Origin of the sequence: Moorella humiferrea, from assembly GCF_039233145.1 — a bacterium.
Lineage (GTDB): Bacteria > Bacillota > DSM-521 > Neomoorellales > Neomoorellaceae > Neomoorella > Neomoorella humiferrea.
In genome coordinates this window covers 1,471,025-1,483,515 of sequence record NZ_CP136419.1, presented here as the reverse complement: position 1 = coordinate 1,483,515, position 12,491 = coordinate 1,471,025, and the positions used below count along the sequence as shown (strand labels likewise).

Sequence of the window (12,491 nt, the reverse complement as noted above, 5' to 3'; positions counted from 1 at the left end):
CCGTTACCGCTCAAGGCAAACCCGTCGAAAGGCGGGGGCGCAAAGCTACGGGCCTAAGTCCCTTTTTTAGGGGATAAGGCAGCCGGGCCGCCGGAGGCTGGTTCTCGGCGGCCGCCTAGAGGGGCGGCCTTTAAATTTTGGTAAAAGGGGGGATAGGTCGTCCCCGGGAGCCAATTTTGCCCTTGGGGGAGAACGACCATTTTAAACTTATGAAGGGAAAATCGACAGGAAGCCTGCGGATTAGAATGACCCTCTTTTTTGGGGCCATCGTGCTGGTAGGCTGTCTGGTGCTGACCCTGGTGAGCCAGAACCGCGCGAGTTTAACTCTGGATGCCGCAGCCAGGGAAGCTATGGAAAAGATTATTGAGCAGGCCGCAGCAACCGTGAACAGCCGTGTACAAGCAAGGATGTATGTTGTGGAAACCATGGCCAATATGGAGATAATTCGCGGCCGTGTCGGCGAACGGGAAGCCACCCTGGAAGATAAGCTTAAAGCCCTGCAGCAGGAGTTGAAGGCAACAGAAGGCATGGGCTTCAGGCGTTTCGGCATTGCCGATAAAGAGGGAAACGCCTTCTATACCGACGGCAGCAAGGCCAACATTGCTGATCGGGAACATTTCCGGGCTGCTCTGGAGGGTAAGACCTTCGTTTCCAGCACCATTGTCAGTAAAATCGACAAATCCGTCATCTTCGCCTACACCACACCCATTCGCCATTATGCCACCAATGAAATAATCGGGGTATTAATCGGTATAGTTGACGCGTCCCAGTTCAGCCAGCTCATCAGCGATATTACATACGGCCGCAGCGGGTATGCCTTTGCCGTAGATAAAACAGGCAAGACTATCGGTCATAAGGATCAAGAAAAAGTTGCCGCAGAAGAAAATATCCTGAAGGCGAGCCAAAGCGATTCCTCCCTCGCTTCCCTGGCGGAAGTCATCGCCAGGATGGCGCAAGGGGAAAAGGGGGTAGGGGCATACACCTACCAGGGACAGAAGAAAATGGTCGCCTTTGCGCCAGTCAGCAGCACCGGGTGGTCCCTGGCCATCGCCGCCCCCGAAGTCGAGGTGCTGGAGAGAACGGCCGGCCTCAAATGGTACCTTATGACGTTATCATTGATAATCATTGCGGCGGCCCTCCTTTTGACCTTTATTATGGCGCGGGCCATAACAAATCCGATAAAACTGGCCGTGGATGAGCTGGGCCATCTGGCCGCCGGCGACTTCACCCGGACGGTGCCGGACAGGTTTTTAAAGATGCGGGATGAAATCGGCCGGCTCATGGTGGCAGTTAATACCCTGCAGACCAACCTGAAACCCCTCCTGGCCGGGGTAAAGGAAGAGGCAAAAACCCTGGCCGGCAGTTCCGAAGGGTTGAATGCTGCCGCCGAAGAGATTGCCGCTTCTTCCGGCGAGGTGGCCAAGGCTGTTCAGCAGGTGGCCTCCGGAGCGTCCGAGCAGGCAGGTCACCTGCAGGAGATATTGGGTCTGGTGGAAAATATAAATTCCAACCTTGAAAAGGTATACAGCGCCGTGGGCAGCGTCAAGGCCAACACCGAAGAAACCTCCAGGCTGGCCGGGGAGGGCAAGGCGGAGCTGGACGTCCTTATAAATTCTATTAAGGGCGTACGGGAGGCCTTTAACACAGTTACCGATAAAATTACAGGGCTCCAGGGGGCGGTAAATCAGGTAAGCGAGATCCTGGCCGTGATCAACGGCATTGCCGAGCAAACCAACCTTTTGGCCTTGAACGCAGCCATCGAGGCGGCGCGCGCTGGAGAAGCCGGGCGCGGGTTTGCGGTGGTTGCCGAAGAGGTTCGTAAGCTGGCGGAACAATCCCGTGCATCCTCTGATAAAATCGGGGAACTTTTGGCAACCATAACTTCCGGCACCGACGAGGTTGTAAGCACCTCGGAGGAAGTAAAAGGGCAAATAATGGTGCAGCTGGATAATGTAGAAAAAACGGTGGCGTCCTTTGACCGCATTTTAAGTTCTGTAGCCGCCGTGGCCCCCATGATCGAAGAGACCTATCGCCAGGTCGACGGCACAGTGCAGGCCAAGGACGTTATGCTCGACCGCATCCAGAGCATCAGCGCTGTGGCGGAGGAAACTTCTGCTTCGGCCGAGGAAATATCGGCTTCCGCCGAAGAACTGTCGGCCTCTACCCAGGAAATAGCCTCCACCGCCCAGGATGTCCTTAGGATAGCCAAACGCTTAGAAGAACAGGTGGAACGTTTCAAGGTATGAAAAAAGGAGGCAGTTTTGCCCGGCGCCCTGCGACTTTAACGGTTAGGCGCCGGGCAAAAATTCAGTTGCACAAGCCCTAGCGACCACTACCGGTTGTTTTATTGTTTTAGCCCGGGAAGAAGCCAGGCTGGCCAAATTTACCAGATATTTAATTATGTAGTCGGCATCGTTATGGGCGCGGCGGAGTTCTTCACAAGCGCCGCCCGCGATACCGGCAGAAACGGTGACCTCTATCTTGTCCGGCCAGTTTTCGCCGGCAAGGGCCGATGTCATCTCACGGGCCAATTTTTCTGCTTCAGTTAAGGAACGGCAGGTGGCGGCGGCAAACTCATCGCCGGCGTAGCGGCACAGGGCTTCTTTTTTAACGTCCATTAGATTTTTTAATACTGCTGCCGTCCGGATCAAAACCCTGTCGCCGAAGATGTGTCCGTATTCCTTGTTAATAAAGCCGAAGTTGTCCAAGTCCAGGAAGATCACCGCAATCTCCTGGCTATTTTTTAATATCTCCAGGGCTTTTTCGCAAAAGATCTCTGCTTTATACAGCCCGGTGAGACTATCGGTATATTTGGCCATTTCGGCGGAAACCTGGGAACTGGTAATAATGCCTACGACATGTTCGTCCTGGACGACCACCAGACGTTCCACGTTATGCTTAACCATTAACCTCTGGGCTTCCAGGAGGGAAGCCGTGGGTGAAATGGTGATCACTTGACGGGTCATGGCATCGGCCACCAGACGGTTGGGATGGGCCCTACGAATGTCCCTGGAAGTAACTATGCCCACCAGTTTGCCATCATCTATGACCGGAAGGCAGCCTATACCGTAATGTTCCATAATATAAGCCGCCCGGGCTACGCCGGCGAGGGGTCCGATGGTGTAAAGCTCCCGGCTTATCAGGCCTTCCACCTTAGGCACTAAATATCCACCGTCCTGCTGATGTGGATGGTAATATTGATTTGAGCCTTTACCACCATGCCCTCGTCGGCGATGCGTGTTCCTTCTTCGACTACCACGGGTAGGAGTTTTTCCTTGGGTAGAAGCCTTAAAAGGGATTTTTTTACCACGACGGCTTCAAAGACATCGTGATTTAGGCGGACAATCTCATATTGCTCCGGCGAAACTGCGTCCACCATTCGCCTGACGGCTTCGGGGCCGATGGGAGCCCTTTTACCTACTAGGAGAATATCCTGCATTGGTGGAATCTCAAATTCTGACAATTTTATGTTGATATCGGCCTTGCGCTGGGGTTCCGGCGAGCGTGAGGTTTCCTGGGACAACAAAAAAGCCCCTCCTTTTTTGCTCGAAGTCACACTAAAAATTATTATATACCTTTTTTCGTCATTTGCCCATGAAATTTTATATTAAATATTATGCCAAATATATAAGAAGGCGGCCTAGTTAACGGGATTGGCCGCATACCCCGGCAGGGGCCCCCGGGGGGTATAGTAGGTGTGCAGCAGCTTTTTGGCTTTTTCGCTTAAAGGAGCGCCCAGGAACTCGGCGTATATTTTCTGGACCGCTGGGTTTTCATGGGACAGGCGGATGCGACGGGAATAATCGATGCGGTAAAGGGCATCGGCGCGGTTGTGGCGGTAGTCAAGGGAGATCTCTTTATGTTCCCGGCTGCCGAAAATGGGCTGTCCGCCTCCGCCGACGCAGCCGCCCGGACAGGCCATGATTTCGACGTAATCGAACTGCTCGCCGGCCTTCATGCGGTCAAGGATTTTACGGGCGTTGCCGGTGCCGTGGGCGATGGCCACCTTAATCTTTCTGTTTTTTAACTCCACCCACGCTTCTTTGACCCCGCTAATGCCCCGGAACTCTTCAAAATCGATTATTCCCATTTCCCGGCCGTGGGTCAGGGAATAGGCCGTCCTGACAGCCGCTTCCACGACACCGCCCGTTGCGCCGAAGATGGTGCCGGCGCCGCTGGCCATTCCTAATGGCGCGTCGTATTCTTCATCCGGCAGCTGGCGGAAGTTGAGTCCTGCCTGGCGGATCATCCGCGCCAGCTCCCGGGTGGTGAGGACAAAATCGACGTCCTTCCAATCACCGCTGCTCATTTCCGGGCGGCTGGCTTCAAACTTTTTGGCCGTGCAGGGCATGATGGCCACTACCACAATTTTTTTAGGGTCAAGCCCCTCTTTCTGGGCGAAATACGTCTTGGTGATGGCCCCGAACATTTCATGGGGGGATTTGCAGGTGGAGAGGTTGGGTAGAAACTCCGGGTAAAAATGTTCGCAGAACTTAATCCACCCTGGGCTACACGAGGAGAGGAGGGGAAGGGGGCCGCCGCGGCCTTCCAGCCTTTCTAAAAGTTCATGGGCCTCTTCCATAATTGTTAAATCGGCCGTAAAGTCGGTAGCGAACACCCGATCGAAGCCCAGGCGGCGCAGGCTGGCTACCAGTTTGCCCGTCACTACGGTACCTACCGGCAGGCCGAAGACCTCGCCCAGGGTTACCTGAATGGATGGAGCCGTCTGGACGACGACATACTTGTCGGGGTCGGCCAGGGCCTGCCAGACCTCGTCAATAAACTCCTTCTCCACCAGGGAAGCCGTGGGACAAGCGATTACGCACTGGCCGCAGGTTATGCAGGCCACTTCCGCCAGATCTTTCATAAAGGCGGGGGCAATGACGGTATTAAATCCCCGGTTCTGGGCCGCGTAGACGTGGACTTCTTGTACCTTGCTGCAGATGGCCTCGCAGCGCCGACATTTGATGCATTTATTATAATCCCTGACGATAAAAGGGTTTTTATTGTAGATGGGATAGTTGGGAGTTTCCCCCGTGTAGGGAATGTTGCGGATGCCCAGGGTATCGGCCAGGTGCTGCAATTCGCAGTTGAGATTGCGGATGCAGTTGGTGCACTCCCGGTGGTGGTCGGAAAGGAGAAGCTCTACCACTGTACGGCGGGCCCGGAGGACCCGGGGAGTGCGGGTGTGAACTTTAAGGCCCGCTGTGACGGGATAGACGCAGGCGGCCTGGAGGTTGCGGGAACCTTCGATCTCAACCAGGCATACCCGGCAGGCGCCGATTTCATTGATGTTTTTAAGGTAACATAGACTGGGTATTTCGATGCCTACCCGGTGGGCTGCTTCCAGGATAGAAATTCCTTCCTCAGCAACCACTTCCCGCCCGTCTATCCAAAAGCGTACCTTTTTGGCCGGGAAGGGACGGGTGTTTTTTTCCTCCGGGCTGACGGGGGAAACGGGATCAAAAGTAAGGTTGTCCGCAGGCATAAAACTGCTCCTTTACGCAGGGACTTTAATGTAAAACCGGCCGCCGCGTTAAATTGGGACAAACCCCGGCCGGGCAGTATTTATCGCGGACGTGGGCCTCGTACTCGTGGCGGAAATACCGCAGGGTAGAAAGGATGGGATTGGGAGCCGTTTGGCCCAGACCGCAGAGGGAGGCTTCTTTAACGTCACGGCTTAAGTTTTCCAGGAGTTGCAGATCGTCCATGGAGCCTTCTCCGGAGGTAATGCGCTTCAAAATTTCCAGCAGGCGTTTGGTGCCTACGCGGCAGGGAGTGCAGCGGCCGCAAGACTCATCCTGGGAAAATTCCAGATAAAAACGGGCGATGTCCACCATACAGTCGCCTTCATCCATGACAATCAGCCCGCCGGAGCCCATGATGGAGCCGGCTTCCGCTAAAGCTTCATAATCGACGGGAGTATCCAGCATTTCCTCCGGCAGGCAGCCCCCGGAAGGGCCACCCGTCTGCACGGCCTTAAATTTTTTACCGCCGGGGATACCGCCACCGATATCGAAAATTATCTGGCGCAGGGTGGTACCCATAGGCACTTCGATAAGACCGGTGTTGTTGATGCTTCCGGCCAGGGAAAAGACCTTGGTACCTTTGCTGCCGACGGTGCCCATAGAGGCGTACCATTCCGGCCCGCGGCGGATGATTACCGGCACATTGGCCAGGGTTTCCACGTTGTTGATGACCGTGGGTTTACCCCAAAGACCCGCCTGGGCCGGGTAGGGCGGCCGCGGCCGCGGTTCGCCCCGGCGCCCCTCAATGGAGCGCAGGAGGGCCGTTTCCTCGCCGCATACGAAGGCGCCGGCTCCTAGGCGTATTTCAATGTCAAAGGAAAAGCCTTTGCCGAGGATGTTGTCCCCTAACAATCCCGCGCGGCGGGCCTGGCGGATGGCCCTTTCCAGGCGGTCGACGGCGATGGGATATTCGGCCCGCACATAGACATAGCCCTGACGGGCTCCGGTGGCGTAACCGGCGATGGCCATTCCTTCCAGAACGCTGTGGGGATCGCCCTCAAGGATGCTGCGGTCCATGAAGGCGCCCGGATCACCTTCGTCGGCGTTGCATACCACGTATTTGGGCTGCCCCGGCGCGGCGGCCATCAGCGCCCATTTACGGCCGGTGGGGAACCCGGCGCCGCCGCGCCCCCTTAAACCGGAAGCGGTGACGGCGGCGATTATTTCTTCCGGCCGGCGTTCCAGAGCCATGGCCAGGGCCTGATAGCCGTCGCGGGCTATGTATTCGTTTATGTCTTCGGGATTAATAACGCCGCAGTTGCGTAATGCGATCCGCTGCTGGGCCTGGAAAAAGCGGATTTCTTTCAGATGCCGCACCGCTTTTTGGGTGGTCGGGTCGCGATAGAGGAGACGGTCGACAATGCGGTTGGAAGCCACACCTTCCACCACGTCGGCGGCGTCTTCCTTTTGAACACGGCAGTAAAAGATACCTTCCGGATAAACCACGGCAATGGGTCCCAGCTTGCAGAAACCAAAGCACCCGGTCTTAAAGACCTTTACCTTTCCACCGAGGCCCAGCTTCTCAACCTGTTTTTTTAATTCCTCACGTAAAGCATGGCTTCCCGCAGAACTGCACCCGGTGCCGGCGCAGACGAGGATGTGACGTTCCTCTTTAGCCTTTTCCCTGTTCAGGCGGGCTTCAATGAGGGGGAGGTGCTGCTGCCGGATCCTGGTAAGTTCGCTGACGCTCGTAATCATCTGCTAACTCCTTTTTTCGGTACCGTGATATAATGGCGGCGACATCTACAGCTTTAACTTGGCCGTATATATCATCATTAACGGCCACCACCGGCGCCAGGCCGCAGGCTCCCATGCAGCGGGTCGACCTTAAGGTGAACAGGCCGTCCACCGTGGTGTCGTCGTCATCGAGATGCAGTTCGTTTTTAAAGGCGCGGAAAATTTCCTGGGAGCCTTTAACATAGCAGGCCGTCCCCAGGCAGATGCTAATGGTGTATTTACCTTTGGGTTCGGAATTGAAAAGGGAATAAAAGGACACCACCCCGGCGATTTCTGCCAGGGGAAGATTAAGCCTGGCCGCCAGGTAGGCCTGAACCTCCGGGGAAATGTAGCCGAAAATTTCCTGGGCCTGTTGCAGGATGCGGATCAGCTGTCCGGGCTGGCGGCTGTAAACTTTAATGACTTTATCGAGACGGCCGTATTTGTCGAGCATGAATTTTACCCCCGCCTTTATTTTTAAAAACTGACGGTTTTTTTATACCAGCGGCGTATAACGAACGGTTATATAAAAATGACAGGGTATTCATGTAAAGGAAAGAATATTATATAAAAGCACCAATTAAGCCTTTAGAGGAGCAACAAAGCCATGATTTATTTAAACAATGCCGCCACTTCATGGCCAAAGCCGGAAACAGTCTATCAAACGGCCGATGTTTTTTTGCGCAACCTCAGCGGCAGCGTCAACCGGGGCGTTAACAAGGGGGCGTTAGACGCCGGGCTGGCCGTCCTGGAAACCCGTGAACTGCTGGCTGCTTTTTTTAATATCCGCGAACCGGAAAAAATAATCTTCACCGGCAATGCCACCCAGGCTTTGAACCTGGCCCTCCAGGGTCTTTTAAAAAAGGGCGACCATGTAATCATCAGCAGTATGGAACATAATGCGGTGGTACGTCCCCTGTATGCTTTGCAAGAAAAGGGAATAGATTTCTCGGTCGTATCCTGCAGTGCCGACGGCACTCTAGATCCCGGGGCGGTAGAAAGGGCCATAGAACCCCATACCAGGCTCATTTGCCTTACCCATGCTTCCAATGTAACGGGGACCATCATGCCCATTGTAGAGGTGGGGGAAATCGCCAGGCGCCATCGTCTTCAGTACCTGGTAGACACGGCCCAGACGGCCGGGGAAATTCCCATTGACGTAGAGGCGGCGGGCATTACCCTGCTGGCCTTTACCGGCCACAAAGGGCTTCTGGGTCCGCCGGGAACCGGCGGCCTATATATTCGCGATCCGGACGTCGTTTCTCCCCTGATTTACGGCGGAACGGGTAGCCATTCCGAACTGCCGGAGCAGCCGGAAGTACTCCCCGACAAATACGAGAGTGGTACAATAAACGCCCCGGCCATAGCCGCCCTAGGGGCGGGGATAAAGTTTATCCAAGAAACCGGCCTGGAAAAGATACGCCGGCATACATTAGAACTTACCGCCATGCTTTTAGAGGGGCTTAAAGGTATGCCGGGAGTAACCGTGTACGGTCCGGCGCAACCGGAAAAGAGGGTGGCGGTGGTGTCCATCAATATTCGCGGTCTGGGGGCAGGGGAAGCCGCCATCTGGCTGGCTGAACATTATGATATTGTAACCCGTTCGGGGCTCCATTGTGCCCCCCTGGCCCACCGGACTATAGGTACGCTAAATACAGGGACCCTGCGGTTGAGTCCGGGCTACTTCAATACCCCCGCGGAAATAGAGACCGCCCTGGAAGCGATTAAAAAATTAATTGAGGTGGTTGGCGGTGCCTGAGGTAGTATTGCTAACCTTTCCTTCAACCTACCAAGCCCTGAAGGCGGAAAAGGTCATTCAGGGAGCGGGGCTTACGGGACGCCTTATACCCATGCCCCGGGAAGTTAGTTCTTTATGCGGTTTGGCACTGGAACTAGATCCGACAGTTGACGAGGAAGCTGCAAAACTTTTGATAGCAGCAGGTGTTAAGCTGGAAAAAAGGGTGAAGGCTCAAAAAGAGCGCGGCCGCTTTCTGATCCTCGAGGCGGATTAGGAATAAAAGCAGGCAATGGGTTTGTGGTCCTGGGTTAATCCCAGGGCTTTTTTTAAGGCCTCGCCGGCATCACCTCGTCCCTGGCAATAAAATTTTCCCTGTCGGTTTAAAAACAGGGTAACAATGCCCCGGGGGGCGGCATAGCCTGATATCAGAAAGTTGCCGGCCGGCAAGGGATTGTGGAGCAAGCAAAAATATGGACGCCGGGCAATAGCCCCTCTGGGGGAACCCCGGCGGACAGGTATGAGGGAAAAGAGGGGAGTGCCAATGGGGGCAGTTACCAGCCTCAGCGACCTCAAGCCGGGCAGTACCGGGGAAGTTGTTTCCTTGCAGGCATGGGGCCTGACCCGGCGCCGCCTCATGGATCTCGGGCTGGTACCGGGTACCAGGGTGGTAGCCTTACGCCGTAGTCCCAGCGGTGATCCTACCGCCTTTTTCATCCGCGGGGCTGCCATTGCCCTGCGGCGGGAAGAAAGCCGGCAGGTTTTGGTGCGGCCGGTATAAAAAGGGGAGTGACTAACATGGGGCTCACCAGGCAGGCCACCGGATTTTTCACATTACAAGAAAACTTTCTCCCGGCCGGGAGTAATGGTTACGTGGTTGCTTTGGCCGGGAATCCCAATGCCGGTAAGAGTACGATTTTTAACGCCCTGACCGGCTTAAAACAGCATACCGGCAACTGGCCGGGAAAAACGGTTTTACAGGCCCGGGGTAAATTTACCCACCAGGGGCATAGCTTTACCCTGGTGGACCTCCCCGGCACGTATTCCTTATTAGCCAGCTCCGTAGAGGAACAGGTGGCCCGGGATTTTATTTGCTTCGGCAGGCCCGACGTCACGGTGGTGGTGGTCGATGCCACCTGCCTGGAACGCCATCTCAACCTGGTCCTCCAGGTTACGGAAGTAACAAGTAAAGTGGTAGTCTGCCTGAACCTTATGGATGAAGCCCGGCGGAAAAAAATCGTTATTGATGTCTCAATCCTGGCCAGCGAGCTGGGACTACCGGTGGTGCCGACGGCGGCCAGAAGGGGAGAAGGCTTGACCAGGCTAAAGGACGTAATTACCGCCGTGGCTACGGGCGCCCTGCAACCGACACCCAATCCCATTGTTTATGATGATGATATTGAAGCGGCCGTAGGCCGAATGGCAAAGGCACTGGAACCAATTTTAAGGGGCCGCCTCAACGCCCGCTGGGTGGCCCTGCGTCTGCTGGAAGGCGACGACAGCATAATTGATGCTATCAAGAACTTTTTAGATACGGAGTTAAAATCTCCAGGGATAAAGTTGCAGCTAAAAGAGGTGCTGACTTAATGTGCGGCCGGACAAATGACCGGGCTTTTGCGGCAGCCCGTCATCCGCAAGGTTATATAGATACTTCCTACCGCGACCGGATGGTCACCGCCCTCTATGCCCGGGCAGAAGCCATTGCCTCCCGGGTCGTTAAAAAAAACGCCAGCGGATTTTTTGCACTTGAGGAGCGGTTGGATGCCATTGTCACCTCCAGGGTCTGGGGTTACCCCATCATGCTGGCCCTGCTGGCCTTTGTTTTCTGGTTGACTTTAAAGGGCGCCAATTACCCTTCCGGCATCCTGGCCAATTTATTCTTTGCTTTCCAGGACGTTCTTTCCGCATTTTTTTACCACCTGGGGGCCCCTGATTGGCTTCACGGCATCGTCGTTGCGGGCATGTACCGTACCCTGGCCTGGGTGGTCGCCGTTATGTTACCGCCCATGGCCATCTTTTTCCCTTTATTTACTCTGCTTGAAGATCTGGGTTATTTGCCGCGCATCGCCTTTAACCTGGATAGTTTCTTCAAAAAGGCCGGGGCCCACGGTAAGCAGGCTTTGACCATGTGTATGGGCTTTGGCTGCAACGCCGCCGGCGTTGTCGGCTGCCGTATTATCGATTCGCCTCGGGAAAGGCTCCTGGCCGTTCTGACTAATAATTTTTCTCCCTGTAACGGTCGTTTTCCCACCCTCATTGCCTTGAGCGGTATCTTCATGGGCGGTTTTTTAACGACGTGGTCAGGTACGATGCTGGCCGTTCTCACCGTCACCGCAATTATCGGGGTGGGGATCCTCCTTATGTTTTTTACCACCTGGTTCCTCTCCCGCACCGTCTTGAAAGGGGAGCCGTCTTTCTTTATCTTGGAACTGCCTCCTTATCGACCGCCCCAGGTGCTGAGGGTAATCGTCCGCTCCCTCCTCGACCGCACAATTTACGTCCTGGCCAGGGCCGTTCTGGTGGCCGCGCCAGCCGGCGCCTTCACCTGGGTACTGGCCAACTTGCGCCTTAGCGAGGGCACCATTATCGACCATCTTGCCTGCATTTTCCAGCCCATCGGAAAAATGATGGGCCTTGACGGCTATATTCTCCTGGCCTTCATCCTGGGACTGCCCGCCAATGAGATCGTCCTTCCCATCTTACTAATGAGTTATCTTTCAGCGGGTATGCTCATGGAGGTGGATGGCTTGAGGGCCCTGGGAGAGATATTGATGGATAAGGGGTGGACACTGGTTACCGCCATAAACTTCATGCTCTTTTCCCTGCTGCACTGGCCCTGCGGCACTACTCTGCTGACCATATATAAAGAAACAAAGAACTGGAAGTGGCCGCTGCTGGCGGCGGCCGTTCCTACGGTAATAGGGTTTGCCTTATGTTTTCTCGTAAAACTCCTGGCGGGGCTTATGGGAATAATGGCGGCAGGATAAGGGCATTTAATCGCAGCTATGGCGGAAAAGCCAGGCCCTCAGCTCCTCCAGCTTTTCTCCTTCTGGATATTTATTCAGCTTGCTCATTGCCTGGACTTCTTCCAGGCCTTCAGGATGGGCGCGGAAATACATGATTAGGTTGCGGATCAGGCACATGGTAGGCGGCGTAATGTAATGCTCGATGCCTTCTACCTGTTCTTCAACACCTACCTTAGCGTTGAGAAGGGTCAAAAACTCTTTCAACACGGTATCACGCCAGACTAGGAAATACCCCAGTCGCCGGCCTTTATCCGTAAGGGCGATGTGACGATATTTTTCGTACTGGATCAAGCCTTCTTCGCGAAGCTTCTGGATCATTCTGGTAACAGAAGACGGCTGGACGTTCAGGGCCTCCGCCAGGTCGACGGCCCGGACGTATCCTTTTTCTTCGTTTAACCTATAGATCATTTCCAGATAATCTTCCATGCTTTCTGTAAGCACGGCACTCCCTCCCGGCATTTTGCTTCCATACTAAACTTTATGCCG

12 protein-coding genes and 1 riboswitch are annotated in these 12,491 nt (G+C 54.9%); of the genes, 6 read left to right on the top strand and 6 right to left on the bottom strand.

Annotation, left to right across the window (positions count from 1 at the left end):
* Positions 1–4: 4 nt before the first annotated feature.
* Positions 5–95, top strand: a riboswitch (cyclic di-GMP riboswitch).
* 42 nt (positions 96–137) lie between these two features.
* On the top strand, positions 138–2,246 hold the full coding sequence (locus tag MHFGQ_RS07680; protein WP_245907787.1) for a methyl-accepting chemotaxis protein: 2,109 nt from the start codon (positions 138–140) through the stop codon (positions 2,244–2,246).
* 42 nt (positions 2,247–2,288) lie between these two features.
* Here the strand turns inward: MHFGQ_RS07680 and MHFGQ_RS07675 are convergent, their stop codons facing one another.
* From MHFGQ_RS07675 to MHFGQ_RS07655, 5 genes are all read right to left on the bottom strand, one after another.
* Entirely contained in the window at positions 2,289–3,161 is an 873-nt protein-coding gene (locus MHFGQ_RS07675) for a GGDEF domain-containing protein (RefSeq protein WP_106004759.1), read from the bottom strand.
* Positions 3,161–3,523 (bottom strand): hypothetical protein, encoded by a 363-nt coding sequence (locus MHFGQ_RS07670; protein ID WP_106004780.1) that lies wholly within the window; start codon positions 3,521–3,523, stop codon positions 3,161–3,163. The genes MHFGQ_RS07675 and MHFGQ_RS07670 overlap by 1 nt, the downstream gene beginning before the upstream one ends.
* A 117-nt stretch (positions 3,524–3,640) precedes the next feature.
* Positions 3,641–5,488: an NADH-dependent [FeFe] hydrogenase, group A6 gene (locus MHFGQ_RS07665; protein ID WP_106004758.1), complete on the bottom strand. Its 1,848-nt coding sequence runs from the start codon at positions 5,486–5,488 to the stop codon at positions 3,641–3,643.
* A 25-nt stretch (positions 5,489–5,513) separates the two neighbouring features.
* A complete protein-coding gene (gene nuoF, locus MHFGQ_RS07660) occupies positions 5,514–7,226 on the bottom strand; it encodes an NADH-quinone oxidoreductase subunit NuoF (protein WP_106004757.1) in 1,713 nt (570 codons plus the stop codon).
* Entirely contained in the window at positions 7,168–7,698 is a 531-nt protein-coding gene (locus MHFGQ_RS07655) for a complex I 24 kDa subunit family protein (protein WP_106004756.1), read from the bottom strand. The genes nuoF and MHFGQ_RS07655 overlap by 59 nt, the downstream gene beginning before the upstream one ends.
* 153 nt (positions 7,699–7,851) lie before the next feature.
* Here MHFGQ_RS07655 and MHFGQ_RS07650 point away from each other — a divergent pair, with 153 nt between their 5' ends.
* From MHFGQ_RS07650 to MHFGQ_RS07630, 5 genes are all read left to right on the top strand, one after another.
* On the top strand, positions 7,852–9,003 hold the full coding sequence (locus tag MHFGQ_RS07650; RefSeq protein ID WP_106004755.1) for an aminotransferase class V-fold PLP-dependent enzyme: 1,152 nt from the start codon (positions 7,852–7,854) through the stop codon (positions 9,001–9,003).
* A complete protein-coding gene (locus MHFGQ_RS07645) occupies positions 8,996–9,256 on the top strand; it encodes a DUF3343 domain-containing protein (protein WP_106004754.1) in 261 nt (86 codons plus the stop codon). The genes MHFGQ_RS07650 and MHFGQ_RS07645 overlap by 8 nt, the downstream gene beginning before the upstream one ends.
* 267 nt (positions 9,257–9,523) lie before the next feature.
* Entirely contained in the window at positions 9,524–9,760 is a 237-nt protein-coding gene (locus MHFGQ_RS07640) for a FeoA family protein (RefSeq protein ID WP_106004752.1), read from the top strand.
* Positions 9,761–9,777: 17 nt separating this feature from the next.
* On the top strand, positions 9,778–10,566 hold the full coding sequence (locus MHFGQ_RS07635) for a FeoB small GTPase domain-containing protein (RefSeq protein ID WP_106004751.1): 789 nt from the start codon (positions 9,778–9,780) through the stop codon (positions 10,564–10,566).
* The gene (locus MHFGQ_RS07630) at positions 10,566–11,966 is read left to right on the top strand and encodes a nucleoside recognition domain-containing protein (protein ID WP_106004750.1); all 1,401 of its coding nucleotides are present in this window, start codon (positions 10,566–10,568) and stop codon (positions 11,964–11,966) included. The genes MHFGQ_RS07635 and MHFGQ_RS07630 overlap by 1 nt, the downstream gene beginning before the upstream one ends.
* Before the next feature lie 6 nt (positions 11,967–11,972).
* On the opposite strand, the gene mntR is transcribed toward MHFGQ_RS07630, so the two are convergent.
* Complete coding sequence (mntR, locus tag MHFGQ_RS07625; protein WP_106004749.1) at positions 11,973–12,446, bottom strand: transcriptional regulator MntR; 474 nt, start codon at positions 12,444–12,446, stop codon at positions 11,973–11,975.
* Between the last annotated feature and the right edge of the window lie 45 nt (positions 12,447–12,491).

Coding starts and splice junctions, on each gene's coding strand:
- MHFGQ_RS07635 (WP_106004751.1), top strand. CDS start 9,778: ATGGGGCTCACCAGGCAGGCCACCGGATTTTTCACATTACAAGAAAAC.
- MHFGQ_RS07650 (WP_106004755.1), top strand. CDS start 7,852: ATGATTTATTTAAACAATGCCGCCACTTCATGGCCAAAGCCGGAAACA.
- MHFGQ_RS07640 (WP_106004752.1), top strand. CDS start 9,524: ATGGGGGCAGTTACCAGCCTCAGCGACCTCAAGCCGGGCAGTACCGGG.
- MHFGQ_RS07630 (WP_106004750.1), top strand. CDS start 10,566: ATGTGCGGCCGGACAAATGACCGGGCTTTTGCGGCAGCCCGTCATCCG.
- MHFGQ_RS07655 (WP_106004756.1), bottom strand. CDS start 7,698: ATGCTCGACAAATACGGCCGTCTCGATAAAGTCATTAAAGTTTACAGC.
- MHFGQ_RS07665 (WP_106004758.1), bottom strand. CDS start 5,488: ATGCCTGCGGACAACCTTACTTTTGATCCCGTTTCCCCCGTCAGCCCG.
- nuoF (WP_106004757.1), bottom strand. CDS start 7,226: ATGATTACGAGCGTCAGCGAACTTACCAGGATCCGGCAGCAGCACCTC.